The 18,261-nt window shown below is 73.0% G+C and carries 21 protein-coding genes; 12 read left to right on the top strand and 9 right to left on the bottom strand.

Annotation, left to right across the window (positions count from 1 at the left end):
- Positions 1-13 precede the first annotated feature (13 nt).
- Complete coding sequence (locus EV374_RS00095; RefSeq protein ID WP_132230752.1) at positions 14-607, bottom strand: heme-binding beta-barrel domain-containing protein; 594 nt, start codon at positions 605-607, stop codon at positions 14-16.
- On the bottom strand, positions 604-708 hold the full coding sequence (gene mtfM, locus EV374_RS33140) for a small membrane protein MtfM (protein ID WP_266320062.1): 105 nt from the start codon (positions 706-708) through the stop codon (positions 604-606). The genes EV374_RS00095 and mtfM overlap by 4 nt, the downstream gene beginning before the upstream one ends.
- Positions 709-720: 12 nt before the next feature.
- Here mtfM and EV374_RS00090 point away from each other — a divergent pair, with 12 nt between their 5' ends.
- Genes EV374_RS00090 through EV374_RS00080 form a run of 3 tightly spaced genes read left to right on the top strand, consistent with a single transcriptional unit; the run spans position 721 to position 3,584 of the window.
- Complete coding sequence (locus EV374_RS00090) at positions 721-1,095, top strand: DsrE family protein (protein WP_132230751.1); 375 nt, start codon at positions 721-723, stop codon at positions 1,093-1,095.
- A 54-nt stretch (positions 1,096-1,149) separates the two neighbouring features.
- A complete protein-coding gene (locus EV374_RS00085; protein WP_132230750.1) occupies positions 1,150-1,530 on the top strand; it encodes an SCP2 sterol-binding domain-containing protein in 381 nt (126 codons plus the stop codon).
- Entirely contained in the window at positions 1,527-3,584 is a 2,058-nt protein-coding gene (locus tag EV374_RS00080) for a glycogen debranching N-terminal domain-containing protein (RefSeq protein ID WP_132230749.1), read from the top strand. The genes EV374_RS00085 and EV374_RS00080 overlap by 4 nt, the downstream gene beginning before the upstream one ends.
- 9 nt (positions 3,585-3,593) lie before the next feature.
- Here EV374_RS00080 and EV374_RS00075 read toward each other — a convergent pair whose 3' ends face one another.
- From EV374_RS00075 to EV374_RS00055, 6 genes are all read right to left on the bottom strand, one after another.
- Positions 3,594-4,448 carry a hypothetical protein gene (locus EV374_RS00075; RefSeq protein WP_132230748.1) on the bottom strand — a complete coding sequence of 285 codons (855 nt, stop codon included), beginning with the start codon at positions 4,446-4,448 and terminating at the stop codon, positions 3,594-3,596.
- A gap of 99 nt (positions 4,449-4,547) precedes the next feature.
- Positions 4,548-4,871, bottom strand: coding sequence for a DUF1416 domain-containing protein (locus EV374_RS00070; protein ID WP_132230747.1), 324 nt, complete (start codon positions 4,869-4,871; stop codon positions 4,548-4,550).
- 3 nt (positions 4,872-4,874) lie between these two features.
- The gene (locus EV374_RS00065) at positions 4,875-5,723 is read right to left on the bottom strand and encodes a sulfurtransferase (protein WP_132230746.1); all 849 of its coding nucleotides are present in this window, start codon (positions 5,721-5,723) and stop codon (positions 4,875-4,877) included.
- Positions 5,724-5,927: 204 nt separating this feature from the next.
- Positions 5,928-6,005 (bottom strand): Ms5788A family Cys-rich leader peptide, encoded by a 78-nt coding sequence (locus tag EV374_RS33135; RefSeq protein WP_311202345.1) that lies wholly within the window; start codon positions 6,003-6,005, stop codon positions 5,928-5,930.
- Between the two features lie 214 nt (positions 6,006-6,219).
- Positions 6,220-7,008, bottom strand: a complete 789-nt coding sequence (locus tag EV374_RS00060) for an LmeA family phospholipid-binding protein (protein ID WP_132230745.1) — start codon at positions 7,006-7,008, stop codon at positions 6,220-6,222.
- An 82-nt stretch (positions 7,009-7,090) separates the two neighbouring features.
- On the bottom strand, positions 7,091-8,152 hold the full coding sequence (locus tag EV374_RS00055; RefSeq protein WP_132230744.1) for a hypothetical protein: 1,062 nt from the start codon (positions 8,150-8,152) through the stop codon (positions 7,091-7,093).
- A 246-nt stretch (positions 8,153-8,398) separates the two neighbouring features.
- On the opposite strand from EV374_RS00055, the gene EV374_RS00050 reads away from it, so the two are divergent.
- The 8 genes from EV374_RS00050 to EV374_RS00015 all read left to right on the top strand — a co-directional run bounded on the left by EV374_RS00050 (position 8,399) and on the right by EV374_RS00015 (position 16,186).
- Positions 8,399-9,118, top strand: coding sequence for a winged helix-turn-helix transcriptional regulator (locus EV374_RS00050; protein ID WP_196255832.1), 720 nt, complete (start codon positions 8,399-8,401; stop codon positions 9,116-9,118).
- A gap of 107 nt (positions 9,119-9,225) precedes the next feature.
- The gene (locus EV374_RS00045; protein WP_486485541.1) at positions 9,226-10,155 is read left to right on the top strand and encodes a polysaccharide deacetylase family protein; all 930 of its coding nucleotides are present in this window, start codon (positions 9,226-9,228) and stop codon (positions 10,153-10,155) included.
- A gap of 101 nt (positions 10,156-10,256) precedes the next feature.
- Positions 10,257-11,183: a mycothiol synthase gene (mshD, locus tag EV374_RS00040; protein ID WP_132230742.1), complete on the top strand. Its 927-nt coding sequence runs from the start codon at positions 10,257-10,259 to the stop codon at positions 11,181-11,183.
- Between the two features lie 280 nt (positions 11,184-11,463).
- Positions 11,464-12,567 (top strand): phosphate ABC transporter substrate-binding protein PstS, encoded by a 1,104-nt coding sequence (gene pstS, locus EV374_RS00035; RefSeq protein ID WP_132230741.1) that lies wholly within the window; start codon positions 11,464-11,466, stop codon positions 12,565-12,567.
- A 51-nt stretch (positions 12,568-12,618) separates the two neighbouring features.
- A complete protein-coding gene (gene pstC / locus EV374_RS00030; RefSeq protein ID WP_132230740.1) occupies positions 12,619-13,710 on the top strand; it encodes a phosphate ABC transporter permease subunit PstC in 1,092 nt (363 codons plus the stop codon).
- 64 nt (positions 13,711-13,774) lie between these two features.
- Positions 13,775-14,860: a phosphate ABC transporter permease PstA gene (pstA, locus tag EV374_RS00025; protein ID WP_132230739.1), complete on the top strand. Its 1,086-nt coding sequence runs from the start codon at positions 13,775-13,777 to the stop codon at positions 14,858-14,860.
- Positions 14,861-14,880: 20 nt separating this feature from the next.
- Positions 14,881-15,657, top strand: coding sequence for a phosphate ABC transporter ATP-binding protein PstB (gene pstB / locus EV374_RS00020; protein WP_132230738.1), 777 nt, complete (start codon positions 14,881-14,883; stop codon positions 15,655-15,657).
- Positions 15,658-15,772: 115 nt separating this feature from the next.
- Positions 15,773-16,186 (top strand): VOC family protein, encoded by a 414-nt coding sequence (locus EV374_RS00015; protein ID WP_132230737.1) that lies wholly within the window; start codon positions 15,773-15,775, stop codon positions 16,184-16,186.
- A gap of 79 nt (positions 16,187-16,265) precedes the next feature.
- Here EV374_RS00015 and EV374_RS00010 read toward each other — a convergent pair whose 3' ends face one another.
- The gene (locus EV374_RS00010; RefSeq protein WP_132230736.1) at positions 16,266-17,099 is read right to left on the bottom strand and encodes an NUDIX hydrolase; all 834 of its coding nucleotides are present in this window, start codon (positions 17,097-17,099) and stop codon (positions 16,266-16,268) included.
- 70 nt (positions 17,100-17,169) lie between these two features.
- Here EV374_RS00010 and EV374_RS00005 point away from each other — a divergent pair, with 70 nt between their 5' ends.
- Entirely contained in the window at positions 17,170-18,138 is a 969-nt protein-coding gene (locus EV374_RS00005; protein ID WP_132230735.1) for a Gfo/Idh/MocA family protein, read from the top strand.
- Positions 18,139-18,261 lie beyond the last annotated feature (123 nt).

Below are 18,261 nucleotides of genomic sequence, written 5' to 3'. Positions count from 1 at the left end.
CCCGCAGGGAGGGTCAGCCGGCCACCCGGGTGAGGCGGGCGGACAGGTGCGGGGAGAGGGAATGACCCAGGGCCGCCATCTCCTGGGCGTAGAGCAGCGCGCCCTCGACGATGCCGAAGAGGCGGTGACCGGCGGTGACATCCTTGGCGGTCGCCGTGCGGACCACCGCGTCGGTGACGAACTCGATCTGGGTGCCCTTGCGCTTGCCGATGTGCAGTTCCATCACGCCGGTGGGCACGGTCATCAGCGCCTCCAGCTCGTCGGTGACCCGGTCGCCGTCCATCACCGGCCGCCACCAGCCGACCTCGCGACCCGCCGGGCGGACCGGACGGCTCTGCTCGTCGAGCAGCCAGGCGCGCGACTCGTAGAACAGGAACGGCCGGCCGTCGTGGCTGATCCGGATCTCCTGCGCGAAGTCGAAGTCCTCGATGGTGGGGAAGCCACCCCGCCCCCGGCCGCGCCACACCCCGACGTACGGCAGCAGGCCATCCAGCGAGGGATGCAGCTTCGGGCCGACGCGCAGGTCGTGGCTCTCCTCGTAGGGGTACGGGTCGACCGGCGGCGCGTTCAGCCACGGCGGCGGCTGCAGGGGGTTCTCGTCGCTCACCAGTTACCTCTCGATATACGTACGGCCAGGTAGACCAGGCCACCGGCGAGCGCGCCCAGGCCGGCGACCAGCAGGCTGACGAACCCGATCTCGGTAACCATCGTGACCATCCTATGCTGGGCCCCATGGCCCGCACTCTCGTCGTCAAGGCCACCGCCGGCGCGGACGCCCCGGAGCGGTGCGCCCAGGCATTCACCGTCGCCGCCACCGCGGCCGCCGCCGGGGTGCACGTGTCGCTCTGGCTGACCGGGGAGTCGACCTGGTTCGCGCTGCCGGGCAAGGCACAGGAGTTCGAGCTGCCGCACTCGGCCCCGCTGGCCGAGCTGCTGCACGTGATCCTCACCACCGGCACGGTGACCGCCTGCACCCAGTGCGCCGCCCGGCGGGACATCGGGCCGGACGACGTGCTGCCGGGTGTCCGCATCGCCGGCGCGGCGGTCTTCGTCGAGGAGACGATGGCCGAGGGGGCCCAGGCCCTGGTCTACTGACCGCCGCCCGCCGATACCGGCCCGACAGGTCGGACAGATGCCTACGATTCGGGTGTGACCGAGGCGACGGAGCGATTCTTCGAATCACTGCCGGCGCGCGCCCCCGAGGTGCTGGTCAGCCCGGTCAGCGGGACGATGCAGATCGACCTCGCGCAGGGCGGTCAGACGGTGCACTGGCTGGTCCGCCTTCGTCCGGGCGAGATCGAGGTGAGCCGCGACCGGGGGCCTGCCGACGCGATCTGGTACACCAGCGCCGACCTGTTCGACCGGCTCGTCACCGGCCGGGCCCAGGCGATCTCGTCGGTGCTGCGCAACGAGAGCAGCTTCAGCGGCGACGTCGTGCTCTTCCTGCTGTTCCACCGGTTCTTCCCCGACCCGCCCGGCACCCGGGACCCCCGCACGGTCGCCCGCAGACAGGCCGGGCGGCTGCCGTGAAGGAACTGGTCAGCATCCTGGACGGCAACACCTTCCTGGTCAGCGACAGCCGCGGCGACATCGAGCCGTCCCTCGACTTCCCGACCGGGCTCTTCTCGTTCGACACCCGGCACCTCTCCACCTGGTTGCTGACCCTCGACGGCGAACGGCTGCACGCCCTCTCCGTCGACACCGCGGAGTCCTTCCGCACCCGCTTCTTCCTCGTGCCCGGCGAACCGACGCACTACCTGGACGCGAAGGTCTCGATGATCCGGAGCCGGGCCATCGGCGGCAGCTTCGAGGAGGAGCTGACGCTGCTCAACCACTCCGGCGAGGACATGGAGTTCGTCGTCCACCTCGACATGGGCGCCGACTTCGCGGACCTGTTCGAGATCAAGCACGTCCGGCGCAAGGAGGGCCACTCCACCGCCACCGTCGGCGAGAACGAGCTGCGCCTGACCTACCGCCGGGAGAGGTTCCACCGCGAGACGGTCGTCCGCACCAGCATGCCCGCGCACATCGAGGTCTCCGGCATGACCTACCGGGTCCGGGTCGGCCCGCGCGGCGAGTGGACGACGCGGCTGCACGTGTCGACCGTCGTCTACGGCGCGCGCGGCGAGGACATCCGGGCCAACCTCCCGCAGTACGGGGGCAGCCGCGGCCCGGACGCGATCCGGGCCGAGCAGGACGAGCTCGTCGCCCGGGCGCCGAAGCTCGGCTGCGACTGCCAGCCGCTGGCCGGGGCGTACCGGCAGAGCCTCAACGACCTGGCGGCGCTGCGCTACGAGTCGATCACCCTCGGCGTACGCCTGGTGGCCGCCGGCCTGCCGTGGTTCATGACGCTGTTCGGCCGGGACAGCATCATCACCTCGCTCCAGGTGGTGCCCTTCCTGCCGGAGCTGATCCCGCCGACCCTCATGATGCTGGCCGGCCTCCAGGGGCACCGGATCGACGACTTCCGGGACGAGGAGCCGGGCAAGATCCTGCACGAGCTGCGCTACGGCGAGACGGCGGGCTTCGAGGAACAGCCCCACTCGCCGTACTACGGCTCGGCGGACTCGACGCCGCTGTTCGTCATCCTGCTCGACGAGTACGAGCGGTGGACCGGCGACGACAGGCTGGTACGGGGGCTGGAGGCCCAGACCCGGGCCGCCCTCGCCTGGATCGACACGTACGGGGACCTGCTCGGCACGGGCTACCTCTGGTACCAGACCCGCAACCCGGACACCGGGCTGGCGAACCAGTGCTGGAAGGACTCCTGGGACTCGATCTCGTACCGCGACGGCCGGTTCCCCGGCTTCCCCCGCGCCACCTGCGAACTCCAGGGCTACGCGTACGACGCGAAGATCCGCGGCGCCCGACTGGCCCGGGAGTTCTGGGGCGACCCCGCGTACGCCGACCGGCTGGAGCAGGAGGCGGCCGAGCTGAAGATCCGGTTCAACCGGGACTTCTGGATCCCGGAACGGGAGTACTACGCGCTCGCCCTGGACGCCGACGGCCGGCAGGTGGACGCCCTCACCTCCAACATCGGACACCTGCTGTGGAGCGGCATCGTCGACGAGTCGCGGGCCGGCCGGATCGCCGAACACCTGATGGGGCCGCGGCTCTACTCCGGTTGGGGCGTCCGGACCCTCGCCGACGACCAGGGGCGCTACAACCCCGTCGGCTACCACGTCGGGACGGTGTGGCCGTTCGACAACTCGATCATCGCCTGGGGGCTGTGGCGGTACGGCTTCCGCCGGGAGGCCGGGCAGATCTGCGAGGCCATGCTGGCCGCGTCCCCGTTCTTCGACGGGCGGCTGCCGGAGGCCTTCGCCGGCTACGAGCGGGACCTCACCGACTACCCGGTGGAGTACCCCACCGCGTGCAGCCCGCAGGCATGGTCGGCGGGCACGCCGCTGCTGCTGCTCCGGGTGATGCTGGGCCTGGAGCCGCAGGGCGACCACCTGATCATCAACCCGGCCGTGCCCGAGGGGATGGGGCGGATCGAGCTGCTCGACATCCCCGGCCGCTGGGGCCACGTCGACGCCCTGGGCCGCAGCCGCGCCCCGCACGACCACCCGGGCGGCCGCTGACCCCAAGGGTCAGGCAGGGCAGCCGGTGCTGGCCGAGACGACGGCCCGGTCGCCCGAGAGGTCGACGACGACGGTCACCGGGCCACGACGGTAGGCGTACGCCTGCGGGTCGTCCAGCACCGGAAGGCGGGTGACGGGGGCCAGTGCGGCGGCCGGGGACGCGGGGGCCGGGACACCGGCGGAGCGCGCGGAGCGGGCGGTGCCGCCGCCGGGGCAGGGCGCGGTGACCACCTGGACGGCCGGACCGGCCGGGGCGCCGAGGGCCCGCAGGGCCTCCTCCAGGGCGTCCGCCTCCGCGCCGATGGCACCGGTCGCGGGTACGTCGTAGCCGTCGCCCACCGGCCGACAGCCGGTGTCGACGGTCAGCCGGACCCGGCCGTCCCCCGCGATCCCACCGGAGACGGTGACGAACTCGCCCGCGTCGCCGCGCAACCGGGGACCGTCCGAGGTGGTTCGGACCCCGGCCCGCCAGTCCGCCGGCAGCCGGCCTGCGACCTGCTCCAACAGCGTCGCCTCCCCGCCCGCCGCGACGAAGACGTCCACCCCGCGCGACAGGTCGGCGCCGGCGGCGAACGGGGTGACCCGGCAGCCCCGATCGACCACGGGCGGGGTCGGCACGGCGGTGTCGCCGGCCGCCGCGACCAGTGCGCCGACCGCGCGGTCGACGACGCCACCGGCCTCGGTCAGGGTGCGCTGCTCCCGGACGGTCGGCGGATCGTTGCGCACCGAGAGCCAGGTCAGCGCCGCCAGCAGCACCGCCCACGCCACCGTGCCGGCGAGCAGCCAGGGCAGCCACCGTCGGGGGGCCGCCGGCCGACCGGGACCGGTAGGCGGGGCCTGCCCCGCCGCTTCCACGCCGTTCACGGGGGCAATCGTGTCACGCCGGTCGACCGCGCCCGGAGACGGTCGCGGCCCGCCACCTGCGAAGGCGACGGGCCACGGGCCGATCAGAGCGTGGAAGGGTCAGGAGGCGACCGTGACGGCGACCTCGTTGATGCCCCGGGCGGCGGTCACGGCGGTGTCGCCGTTGCCGTGCCGGGAGAGCGCCCGCAGGGTCCAGGCGCCCGGCGCGGCGAAGAACCGGAACTGGCCGGCCGGCGAGGTCACCACCTCGGCGGTGAACTCACCGGTCGAGTCGAGCAGCCGGACGTACGCGCCCGGGACGGCCTCGCCCGCGTCGGAGCGGACGACGCCGGTGATCACGGTTTCCTTCTCCAGGTCCAGGCTCGCGGGCAGTGGGGCGGCCTGGTCGGGCGCGGCGCAGCCGGCAGCGGTGGGTGCGGTCATGGCTCAGGCCTCCCCGGGCTCGTCGCCGAGCGCGACCGGCACGCCGACCAGCGAGCCGTACTCGGTCCAGGATCCGTCGTAGTTCTTCACGTTGCGGTGGCCGAGCAGCTCCTGGAGCACGAACCAGGAGTGCGAGGAGCGCTCGCCGATCCGGCAGTACGCGATGGTCTCGCGGCTGTCGTCCAGCCCGGCGTCGGCGTAGATCTTGCGCAGCTCGTCGTCGGACTTGAAGGTGCCGTCCTCGTTGGCCGCCTTGGACCACGGCACGCTGATCGCCGTGGGGATGTGCCCGGCCCGCTGCGCCTGCTCCTGCGGCAGGTGGGCGGGGGCGAGCAGGCGGCCGGCGAACTCGTCGGGGCTGCGCACGTCGACCAGGTTCTTGGTGCCGATGGCGGCCACGACCTCGTCGCGGAAGGCCCGGATCGAGGTGTCCGGCTCCTGCGCCACGTACTGCGTCGCCGGGCGGGTCACCGCGTCCCGGACCAGCGGACGGGCGTCCAGCTCCCACTTCTTGCGACCGCCGTCGAGCAGCTTCACGTCGCGGTGGCCGTAGAGCTTGAAGTACCAGTACGCGTACGCGGCGAACCAGTTGTTGTTGCCGCCGTAGAGGATGACGGTGTCGTCGTTGCTGATGCCCCGCTCGGAGAGCAGCGCCTCGAACTGGCTCTTGTTGACGAAGTCCCGGCGCACCTGGTCCTGGAGGTCGGTCTTCCAGTCCAGCTTGATCGCGCCGGCGATGTGGCCGGTGTCGTAGGCCGAGGTGTCCTCGTCGACCTCGACGAAGACGACGCCCGGGGCGTCGAGGTTCTTCTCGGCCCATTCGGCCGAGACGAGTGCGGTGTCGCGACTCATCAGATCACTCCCTGGTGAGGATGGATGGTGAACCAGCACGAGGGCATCGAAAGTCGTGACGATCGCACCACGCGCGGGATCCACCGTATGGACGGATCACGGGTTCGTGCGACGGCGCCGCTGCCGGGCGTTGAAAGAGAGCACGGGAGAAGAAAAAATCCCTGCGTGCCGGTGGCCGCTAGGCGGCCGAGGACAGCCCCGCCGTCAGATGACGGGGCGACACAGGCAGGTGGCCACGCGGCACAGGTCGACCGCGCGCCGTTTGGTGAGGAGCGTCCCCATGAGCAGGGAGCCTACCAGCCGGGCGCGGGCACACCAGGGGGCCGACCAGCATCCGGGACGCGCGTACTGGTAGCCCGAGGTGCAAGGAAGGGCACCTTCCTATCGCAATCGGTAGAGGAAGGGGCCCTTCCCAACCGGCAGGCGCGGGCGGACGCGGGGGCGGGCGCGGGGGCGGGCGGGGCAGGGGCCGGAGGCGGTGGGTCGGTCGGGTCGGTCAGCCGGCGGCGGAGTTGATCGGCACGTTCCTGGCGTCCGCGGTGACGGCCAGCCCCTCGGGCAGCGGCCGGACCTCCCGGACGGCGAGCTGGAACGGCAGCTCGGGCAGGGGCACGTCGATGGAGATGCTGCGGGCGTAGTTGCTGAGCAGCGTCCGGGCCAGCGGCAGGTTCGGCAGGCCGTCGGCGTTCAGGTCGTTGAACTTCAGCGCCACCTGCCCCTCCTTGCCGACCGTGATGTCGGCGGTGCCGGTCACGGTGAGGCGCTGGCCGAGGATGTCGACCGGGGCGGTGACGGCCAGCCGGCCGTTCTGCTCGCCGAGGGTCAGCCCCGGCCGGTCGAGCAGCTTGGCGAGGCTGTCGTAGCTGATGGTGCCCGTCCCGTCGACCGTCTCGGCGACCACGTCGCCCTGCCCCGAACGGATGGTGTCGAGCGAGGCGCGCACGTTGCGGGCGTCCACGTCGAGCTTCGGCAGCGCGACCGCGTCGCCGCGCACCGAGCCCTGCACGTCGCGCAGCGCGATGGAGATGCGCTCGTACCGGCCGTCGAGCACCTGGGTGAGGAACGGGACCCCGCCGACCTCCACCTCCGGCGGCGAGGACTGCGCCCCCTGCTTGGCGATCTCCTGCCGGACCTGGTCGGCGATGGCGCGCTCGGCCACCCCCACGGCGACCCGGTCGGCCACCACGATCAGTCCGCCCAGGACCAGCAGCAGCACGACGAGGGTGATGAGCACCTTGCGCCCACGTCGCCGGGGCCGCTCCTCGTACGTGTCGTCGTGCGCCACGCCGCCTCCTGTCGTCAGTGCCGAGGGTGCCGCGGAGCGGCCCACCGGTGGTACCCGATCGGGGAAAGGCTCAATCGCCGCGTCAGAGAACGAGCTTGCACATGGCGTACGCGGCCGGCGCGGCCAGGGCGAAGCCACCGAGGGGCCCCTGCATGTGCCGGGCCACCCACATGGTCGGCGGCTCCCCCGCCATCAGCCGGCCCGCCTCGGCGTAGCCCACGGCAAGGTCGGCCAGCACGGCGGTGACCGCCGCGACCAGCCCGATGATCGCGGCCCGGGTCGGGGTGAAGGGCGTCACCAGGTAGCTGCCGAGGACGGCGCTGACCAGCGTGCCGACCATCGCGCCGGCGACCACGCCGGCCGCGCCCCGGGGCACCTGGGGGGCCAGCCGCGGCCACGGCGCCACCGCGTCGGTCAGCCGGGCGACGGTGAGCGCGACCGCGCTGGCGGTGAGGCACACCGTGATGGCCTGGGTGCCCGCCGGGATCCGGCTGAGCACGATCAGGGTGCCGAAGGCGACGACGCCGACCACGATCAGCAGGGTGCTGCCGAGCGAGTCGGTCACCCGCACCCGGTCGACCCGCCGGACGAGCTGGCCGAGCACCCCGAGGGCGAAGCCGCCCGCCGCGACGTAGCCGAGCGGCGCCAGGCCGGCGACGTCCGTCTGGACGGCCGCGGTGTCGGCCGCCACGGCGGCGGCGGCGCTGACGGCGGCCACCAGCAGCAGCGCGGGCGGTCGCATGGCCATCGTCCAGGCCAGCACGAAGAGCAGCTGCACGCCGAAGACGACGAACGCGAAGGGCAGGCGGTGCCCCGGACCGGCGGTCTGCGCCCCGAGGACCAGACCCACCCCGAGCAGCGCGGCGAAGCCGGCGACGGTCAGCGCGAGCGGGCGGCGCACCTCGACCGGCTCCACCAGCTCCTCGTCCGGCTCGTCGTCCGGCTCGTCGTCGGGTCGCCGGGCCGGCTCACCGGCCCGCCGGGCGCGGCGCGGGCCGCTGCGCTCCCGGCGCTCGCCGTCGTCGTCGGGGGCCGGCCCGGTGCGCGGCGCCGGCGGCTGGCCACGGGACGGGCCGGACGGCCCGGGGTGGGGCCCGTCGGGCCACTGGTCGCGGCCGGTCTCGGGCGAACTGGAGGGAAACACGCCCCGATCGTGCCAGACCCGCCGGCCGACGCGGGGGCCACGGTTTCGGCAACGTTAAAACCTGGGGTCACGATCAGGGGCAAGCCGGGCAAACGGGAAAGGACGCGGAGGCGCGACCGGGGCCTTCGGTTACGCTCAAGCCGTTACCCGCCCGTCAGCGACGCCGGGACCCACGCAAGTTCATCAGCGTCACGCCCCGCCGCGGAGTGCGCTGGTCGCGCGCGGCCGACGGCCGCCGGGACGGAGGTGATCGTGGAGATCCTGCTGCTGGTGACCGCGCGCGCAGGGGAACCATCCGCAGTGCTGCCGGCGCTCGACCTGCTGCCGCACTCGGTCCGCACCGCGCCACGCGACGTCCGCACCCTGGTCGCCGGCCCCAGTCCGGACGCGGTGCTGGTCGACGCCCGCTCCGAGCTGAGCGAGGCGCGGGCGACCTGCCGGATGCTGCACGCCACCGGGCTCGGGGTGCCCCTGGTCGCGGTGGTCACCGAGGCCGGCCTGATCGCGCTCAACGCCGACTGGGGCGTCGACGACGTCATCCTCGCCGCCGCCGGGCCGGCCGAGGTGGAGGCCCGGCTGCGGCTCGCCGTCGGGCGGCTGAGCAACGCCACCGCCGGTGCCGGCGGCTCGATCCGCGCCGGCGAGCTGACGATCGACCCGGACACCTACGCCGCGAAGCTCAAGGGCCGGCCGCTCGACCTCACCTACAAGGAGTTCGAGCTGCTGAAGTTCCTGGCCCAGCACCCGGGCCGGGTGTTCACCCGGGACCAGCTCCTGCGCGAGGTGTGGGGCTACGACTACTTCGGCGGCACGCGCACCGTCGACGTGCACGTCCGGCGGCTGCGCGCCAAGCTCGGCTCCGAGTACGAGTCGATGATCGGCACGGTGCGGCAGGTGGGCTACAAGTTCGTCGTACCGCCCTCGCGGTCCCTGCCGGAGAGCGAGCACGCGCCCCTGCCGGTCTGACCTCCCCGCCCCTTTCAGGGCCGGTTTCGCGTATGCCCTTTTGGCGCAGCTAGTCGGTTCTATTCTGACTGCCGGGTTTGCGACGAAAAGGGGGCGGCGGAGTGCGCATCGACCACGGGGGCGGCGGCGGATCGACACGATGGGGCCCACTGATCCGGGACCCCTCGGCCGCGCGCACCATCGGGCTCGTCACGCTGGTGGTCGCCGCGCTGCTCGGTTCCGCGTACGCCCTCGGGCGCAGCCTGGTCCCCGACCCGCCGACGTCCCGGTCCAGCGTGACCACCAGCGCCACCGGCCCGCACTACGCCGACCAGCCGCCCACGAAGGACACTCCGCGCCGCACCCCCGAGGGCGAGCCGAGCACCAGCCCGGCGGAGGCCGGGCAGGACGGCGGCGCCAGCCCCGACAGCACGCCGTCGCCGGGACCGGCCGACGGGCCGTTCGGCGCGCAGACCACCAGCGGCACCTCGCTGGTCGCGCTGACCTTCGACGACGGGCCGGACCCGCGGTACACGCCGCAGGTGCTCGCCCTGCTCCGCGAGCACCAGGTGCGGGCCACCTTCTGCGTGGTCGGCGAGAACGCGCAGCGCCACCCGGACCTGATCCGGGCCATCGCGGCCGACGGGCACACCCTGTGCAACCACAGCTGGAACCACGACTTCGAGCTCGGCCGCCGGTCGCCGGCCGCCATCCGGGCGGACCTGCTGCGCACCAGCGAGGCGATCCGGGCGGCGGTGCCCGACGCGCCGATCGCGTACTACCGGCAGCCTGGTGGCGCCTGGACGGGCCAGGTGGTGTCGGTGTCCCACGAACTCGGCATGACGCCGCTGCACTGGACCGTGGACCCGGCGGACTGGGAGGTGCCGGGAGCCGGCCGGATCGCGGCGACGGTCCTGGCGGGCGTCGTACCGGGCTCGGTCGTGCTGTTGCACGACGCCGGCGGCGACCGGCAGGGCACGGTGGACGCGCTGCACCGCATCCTGCCCGACCTGACCAGCCGGTTCGAGGTGGCGGCGCTGCCCGACGGGCGGACGTGAGCCGACCCGCCCACGGGCGGTCCGGCCCGGTCACCGCCGCACCGCCCCGGCGGCCGGCCGAGCGCGGCGGCGCCGGGCATCGACCGGACTACGGTGACGTCATGAGCAACCCCGAAGCGAGCAGCGGCCGGGTGACCCGGGCCGACCGCCTCAGCCCCACGGAGATCGCCGACGTGACGACCCTCGCCCGGGTCGCCGGCGACGCGGACGGGGCGGACCCGTTCGACGAGCACGTCCTGCTCCGGCTGCGCGACCCGGACGCGCCCGCCGTGCACCTGAGCACCCGGGCGGACGACGGCACACTGACCGGGTACGCGCACCTGGACACCACCGACCCGGGCGCGGGGGTCGGGGTGGAACTGGTGGTGCACCCGGCGTACCGGCGGCGCGGGACGGGCCGCGCGCTGGCCCGGGGCGTCCTGGCGGCGGCCGACGGCCCGCTGCGGGTCTGGGCGCACGGCGACCACCCCTCCGCCGCCGCGCTCGGCGTCGACCTGGGCCTGCGCCGGGCCCGGGTGCTCTGGCAGTTGCGCCGGCCGCTGACCGCCCCGATCCCCGACCATCCGCTGCCGGACGGGGTGACGCTGCGCGCGTTCCGGCCCGGCGCCGACGACGAGGAGTGGCTGGCGCTCAACGCGCGGGCCTTCGCCGAGCACCCGGAACAGGGCCGCTGGTCCCCCGCCGACCTGCGGGTACGTCTCGACGAGCCGTGGTTCGACCCGGAGGGCTTCCTGCTCGCCGTCGACGGGTCCACCGGCCGGCTGCTCGGCTTCCACTGGACGAAGGTCCACGAACGACCCGGCTCGGCCAGGATCGGCGAGGTCTACGTCCTCGGCGTGGACCCGTCGGCCCACCGCGGCGGGCTCGGCCGGGCGCTGACCGCGGCCGGCCTGGCGTACCTACGGGACCGGCGGGACCTGGACCGGGTCATGCTCTACGTCGACGAGTCGAACGCCGCCGCCGTCGCGCTCTACGAGCGGCTCGGCTTCGCCCGCTGGTCGGCGCACGTCAACTACCAGTCGGCCTGACGCCGGCACGGGCCCGGGTCGCGACGGCCCGGGCCCGTTGCCGCGCGCGCCGCCGCCCCGGAAGATCCCCATACTTCCGACAACGGCAGCCGAGTTCACAGAACGGACAACCCGCCCTCAGCGAGCGGTCATCTGCCCTGTCGCACCTGTTCACTCCCCGTTCACTTCCGACCGGCGAACCGGCTACCTGGCGCTCCTAACTTTTGGATCAGCCGGTGAGCGCCGGTACCCCGGGCCCCAAATCCGGGGGCGAAGTCAGACGTGAAGGGAAACCCCTCAGGTGAAGCTCCAGCGGCACGGCACCCTCGCCTGCCTCGCTCTTACCGCGACGCTCGCTCTCAGCGCATGCGGCTCGGACAACAACGAGCCCGCGAGCAGCGCCTCCGCCTCCGGGTCGGCCGCCGCCGACTGCGCCACCGGCACGCTGAACACCCAGGGCTCGTCGGCGCAGAAGAACGCCATGGACGAGTGGATCAAGGCCTACCAGCAGAAGTGCTCCGGCGCCAAGATCAACTACGAGCCGTCCGGCTCGGGCGCCGGCATCCAGGCCTTCATCGCCGGCACCGCCGACTTCGCCGGCTCGGACTCCGCCCTCAAGGAGGAGGAGCAGCCGAAGGCCGACGCCAAGTGCGTCGGCGGCGCCGCGATCAACCTGCCGATGGTCATCGGCCCGGTCGCCATCGCCTACAACGTCAGCGGCGTGGACAACCTCCAGCTCAAGCCGGCCACCCTGGCGAAGATCTTCGCCGGCAAGGTGACCAAGTGGGACGACCCGGCGATCAAGGCCGACAACCCGGACGCCAAGCTGCCGTCGACCGCCATCAACGCGGTGCACCGCTCGGACTCCTCCGGCACCACCGACAACTTCACCGACTTCCTGACCAAGACCGCCGCGTCCGACTGGACGTTCGGCAAGGCCAAGGAGTGGAAGGCCCCCGGCGGCACCGGCGCGGCGAAGTCCGACGGCATGGCCAGCGCCATCAAGGGCCAGGACGGCACCATCGGGTACGTCGAGTGGTCGTACGCCGAGAACGGCGGCCTGAAGACCGCCAAGGTCGGCAACGGCGCGGGCGAGTTCGCCGAGCTGACCGCCGAGTCGGCCGGCAAGACCATCGCCGGCGCCGAGGTGGTCGGCCAGGGCGACGATCTCAAGATGAAGATCGACTACAACACCAAGGAGGCCGGGGCCTACCCGATCGTCCTGGTGACCTACGAGATCGTCTGCTCCAAGGGCCTCGCCGCCGACAAGCTCCCGCTGGTCAAGGGCTTCCTCGGGCACGCCGCGAGCACGGCGGGCCAGGCCGACCTGACCGAGCTGGGCTACGCCCCGCTGCCCGAGACGGTCCGCGCCAAGGTCGAGGCCGCGGTCAAGAACCTCGCCTGAGCCGGCCGCCCGACACCGCCACCACCACCTCAACTCGAAGCGAGCGAGCAGATGGGTGAAACCCCTCACCGCTCGGCCCACGCCGGCACCGGCGGGACCAGCGTGACCGAAGGTCACGACCGGCCCGCCGGTGCCTCGGCGCGTTCGGCCGAGGCACCAGTCAGCACCCGTACGCCGGGCGGAGCCGGGTTGGGCGGCGGCGGCGCGCTGCCCCGGGCCCGGGCGTTCGGCGCCGAACGGGCCTTCCGCGCCCTCACCCTGGGCGCCGGCACCACCGTCCTGGTCGTCATCGCCGCGATCGCGGTCTTCCTCGTCGCCAAGGCGGTGCCGGCGCTACGGGCCAACACCGAGAGCTTCTGGACCTTCGAGGGCTGGTTCCCGAACGACGCGGAGCCGAAGTTCGGCATCGGGGCGCTCGCCTTCGGCACCGTGTTCAGCTCCGCGCTGGCCCTGCTGATCGCGGTGCCGGTGGCCCTGGGCATCGCGCTCTACCTGTCCCACTACGCGCCGCGCCGGCTCGGCACCACGCTGGGCTTCCTGATCGACCTGCTGGCCGCGGTGCCGAGCGTGGTCTTCGGCCTCTGGGGCCGCGACGTCTTCATCAACCCGGTACGGGACTTCTCCGCCTGGCTGAACACGTACTTCGGCTGGATCCCCATCTTCGGCGGCGACGGACCGTTCGGGAAGTCCATCATGCTGGGCGCGCTGGTCCTGGCGATCATGGTGCTGCCGATCATCACCTCGCTCTCCCGCGAGGTGTTCCTGCAGACCCCGACCGCCAACGAGGAGGCGGCCCTCGCCCTCGGCGCCACCCGCTGGGAGATGATCCGCACCGCCGTGCTGCCGTACGGCCGCCCCGGCATCGTCGCCGCGGTGATGCTCGGCCTGGGCCGGGCGCTCGGCGAGACCATCGCCCTGGCGATGACCCTCGGCATCACCTTCGGCATCTCGTTCAACCTCATCGAGAGCGGCGGCAACACCATCGCCGCCAACATCGCCAACACGTTCGGCGAGGCGAACGACACGGGGCGGGGCGCGCTGATCGCCTCCGGCCTGGTGCTCTTCGCCATCACGCTGATCGTCAACATCACGGCGCGGGCGATCATCCACCGCCGCCGGGAGTTCACGGAGTCGGCCGCATGAGCGAGCGTCAGCGTCACAGTGCCCAGGTGCCTCAGGGCGCCGCGGAGCGAAGCGGAGTGGCCGCATGACCACTCTCACGTCGCACCGCACCCGCCCGCCCGCGCAGCCGCCCACGCTGAAGGCCCGGCGGCTGCCGAGGTACGCCGCGCCGGCCATCGCCGCAGCCGCCCTGCTGGTCGCCGCCGCCTTCGTGTACGGCACCGGCACCGGCGGCCCGGTGCTGGTCGTGGTGGTCGCCGCGCTGCTCTACCTGGCCGGCCTGTTCGCCGCCGCGAACCGGGTCGAGGGGCGGCGGTCGGCCCGCAACCGCACCTGGAGCGCACTGATCCACTCCGCGTTCGTGCTGGCCGTCCTCCCGCTCGCCTCGGTGGTCTGGACGCTGGTCAGCAAGGGCGCCGAGCGCCTGGACGGCGACTTCTTCCTCACCTCGATGAACAACATCGGCGCGCGGGACCCGAACGGCGGCGCCTACCACGCGATCGTCGGCACGCTGCAGCAGGTCGGCATCGCCGCCCTGATCACCGTCCCGCTCGGCATCCTCTGCGCGATCTACATCGTCGAGTACGGCCGGGGCCGGTTCGCCGCCGCGATCCGGTTCTTCGTCGACGTGATGACGGGCATCCCGTCGATCGTCGCCGGCCTGTTCGTGCTGGCCTTCTGGGTGCTGATCGTCTCGCCGTGGTTCAACGACGGGCGGCCCAGCTTCTCCGGCTTCGCCGCCGCGCTCGCGCTGAGCGTGCTGATGCTGCCCACCGTGGTCCGCTCCACCGAGGAGATGCTGCGTCTCGTCCCGGCGCCGCTTCGCGAGGGGGCGTACGCCCTCGGCGTGCCGAAGTGGAAGACCATCCTGCGGGTCGTCCTGCCGACCGCCCTGCCGGGCATCGTGACCGGCGTCATGCTCGCCATCGCCCGCGCGGCCGGCGAGACCGCCCCGGTGCTGCTCGTCGCCGGCGGCGGTGCGGCGATCAACTTCAACCCGTTCGAGAACAACCAGTCGTCGCTGGCCCTCTTCGTCTACCAGCAGGCCGGTGACGCGTCCCGGTACGCGCCGGCACGGGCGTGGACCGCGGCACTCACCCTGGTCGCCCTCGTGCTGATCCTGACCGTCGCGGCGAAGCTGCTGGCCCGTCGCAACCGGCTCGGCCGATGAACCCCGGAGGTACCACCACCATGGCCAAGCGCATCGAAGCCTCGGGCGTCACCGCCTACTACGGCGCCTTCAAGGCGATCGAGAACATCAACCTGACGGTCGAGCCGAAGACGGTGACCGCCCTGATCGGCCCGTCCGGCTGCGGCAAGTCCACCTTCCTGCGGTCGATCAACCGGATGCACGAGGTGCTGCCCGGTGCCCGGGTCGAGGGCAGCCTCACCATCGACGACCAGGACATCTACGACCGGGACGTGGACGTCACCGCCGTTCGGCGCATGATCGGCATGGTCTTCCAGCGGCCGAACCCGTTCCCCACCATGAGCATCTTCGAGAACGTGGTGGCCGGGCTGCGGCTCAACGGGGTCCGCAGGAAGTCGATCCTGGAGGAGGCGGCGGAGAAGGCGCTCCGCTCGGCCAACCTCTGGGACGAGGTCAAGGACCGGCTCGGCAAGCCCGGCGCCGGCCTCTCCGGCGGCCAGCAGCAGCGGCTCTGCATCGCCCGGACCATCGCCGTCGAGCCGCAGGTGGTGCTGATGGACGAGCCCTGCTCGGCGCTCGACCCGATCTCCACGCTGGCCATCGAGGACCTGATGTTCCAGCTCAAGGACAAGTTCACCATCATCATCGTCACGCACAACATGCAGCAGGCCGCGCGTGTCTCGGACCGGACCGCCTTCTTCTCCATCGAGAAGACCGGCGACCCGGGCCGCCTCATCGAGTACGACAACACGCAGAAGATCTTCAGCAACCCCGGCGTGAAGAAGACCGAGGACTACATCACCGGCCGCTTCGGCTGAGCCGTGCGGCGGGGACCCTTCCTTTCCGCGCCCGCGCTGGCGGACCCGGCAGCACCGGAGGATCTGTTCTAGGGTCGGGTCGGAAAACGCCCACCGGTCGCTGCGGAGGACGGGCATGTCTGGATATCCCCGGTTGCTGCACACCGTGCTCGACACCACGAACGCACGGGAGCTCGCCGAGTTCTACCGGCAACTGCTCGGGCTGCGGTACCGGCCCGGTGACGAACCGCCGACGGACGGGACGGCCGACGACCGGGACTGGCTGGTGCTCAGAGACTCCGACGGGGCGGCCCAGCTCGCCTTCCAGCTCGTCGACCGCCTGCCTCGGACCACCTGGCCCCGGCACGACGTGCCGATGCAGTTGCACCTCGACTTCACGGTCCCGGACGTGGCCGAGCTGGAGAGGCAGCGTGAGCGGGCGGAGGCCCTGGGCGCGAAACTCCTGCTCGACCGGACCGACGACCCCGACGAGCCGCTGTACGTCTTCGCGGACCCCTCCGGTCACCCGTTCTGCATCTTCGTGGCCTAGCGTCGCCGCCCGCCCCGGCCCTGGTCCGCTGAGGATCCTGGCAGGAGACCGGCCGCTTCCTGCCAGGATCCGTAACGGGTCAGGCCAGCACGAAACGGGGCTCGCCGTCGTCGGGCACGTCGAGGCGCGGGGTGACCGGGGTCGACGCGTCCCGGGTCGCCGCCGCGCGGGCCACGCCGGCCAGGTCGCCGCCGGCCGCCACCTGGGCCAGATTCACCAGGGTGGGCGGAAGCATGGTCAGCTCACCGGCCTCCGCGCGGGCCAGGGCGTCCGCCGGGCGGGCCCACAGGGTGTGGTCGGCCTCGCCGGAGACGTCCCGGGTCCGCTGCCCCTCCGGCAGCAGCGCCACGAAGAAGTACGTGTCGAAGCGGCGCGGCTCGAACTCCGGCGTGATCCACCGGCTCCACGGCAGCAGCAGGTCCGACCGGAGGGTGAGCCCGCGCCGGGCGAGCAGGTCCGCGAAGCCGCCGCGGCGCTGCTCCAGCGCCACCCGGTCGGCCTCCCAGTCGTCGCCGCTCACGTCGCCCACCACGGTCTGCGTGTCGGGGCCCGCGAGCAGGACCCCGGCCTCCTCGAAGACCTCCCGGGCGGCGGCGCAGACGACCGCCTGGGCGGCCTCCGGGGTCAGCCCCAGCCGCTCGCCCCACCCGGCGGGCGTCGGACCGGCCCAGTCCAGGTGCGCCTGCGAGTCCGAGGGGTCGACCCCGCCGCCGGGGAAGGCGTACATCCCGCCGAAGGCCATCGCGGCGACCCGTCGGATCAGGTAGACCTCGAAGTCGTCGCCGGCGGGCCGGAGCAGCAGGACGGTCGCCGCGACCCGGGGCGGGGCCGGGGTGCCGCCCTCGGCGTGGAACCGGCGGGCGTGCGCCACGAGCGCCGGGGGTGCGGGGAAGCCGTCGGCGTCGGTCGTCATGCGCCGAGCCTAGTTCCCGACGGGTGGATGACCACGCCGACGTCGGGTGATCTTCGCTAGCGTGGCCGCCATGACTCGTTGGGGCATCCTGTCCACCGGCCAGATCGCCGCCCGCTTCGCCGAGGACCTCCGGCTGGTGCCGGGCGCCGAGCTGGTGGCGGTCGGCTCACGTACCGCCGAGAGCGCGCAACGGTTCGCGGCCCGGCACGGCGTGCCGCGCGCGTACGCCTCCTGGGCGGAACTCGCCGCGGACGACGACCTGGACGTCGTCTACGTCGCCACCCCGCACGCCGCGCACCAACAGGCGGCCTCGACCTGCCTCGCGGCCGGCCGCGCGGTGCTGCTGGAGAAGCCGTTCACCCTCGACCTGGCGACCAGCGTGGAGCTGGTCGACACCGCCCGCGCGGCCGGGGTCTTCCTCATGGAGGCCATGTGGATGCGGACGAATCCGCTGATCCGCCGGGTCTGCGAGCTGGTCGCGGCCGGGGCGATCGGCACGGTGACGAACGTTCGGGCCGACTTCGGGTTGGCGGGGCCGTTCCCTCCGGAGCACCGGCTGCGGGCCCGTACGCTCGGCGGCGGCGCCCTGCTCGACCTCGGCGTCTATCCGGTCAGCCTGGCCCACCTGCTGCTCGGCGTGCCCGACCACGTCCGGTCCTGGGCGAAGCTCAGCCCCGAGAGGGTCGACGAGAACACCGGGATCGTCCTCGGCTACGACTCGGGCGCGGTGGCCACGCTGACCTGCGGCCTGGTCGGGGCGACCCCGGTGACCGCCGCCGTCACCGGCACCGCCGGGCGGATCGACCTGCCCGAGCTGTTCTTCCGCCCCGGTTCGGTGACCCTGCACCGGGCCGGCGCCGACCCGGAGACGATCACCGGTGAGCTGGTCGGCGGCGGCTACCAGTACGAGGCCGCCGAGGTCCAGCGCTGCCTCGCCGAGGGACTGCTGGAGAGCCCGCTGGTCCCCCACGCCGCCACGCTGGAGGTGATGGCGCTCCTCGACACCATCCGGGCCCAGATCGGCGTCTCCTACAGCTGAGGTGTAAGGAAGGGCCCCTTGCTAACGCGGCGGTTTCAAGGGGTCGTTGCAACGCGTTGGCTAGTCGGTGACGGCTAGGAGCTTAGCGAGGCGCTCGGCTGGGGTGTCCCAGCCGAGCGTTTT

The sequence above is a fragment of the Micromonospora sp. CNZ303 genome (assembly GCF_004345505.1).
Note: the sequence above shows the minus strand (reverse complement) of the source record. Positions and strands in the feature narration are given on the sequence as shown.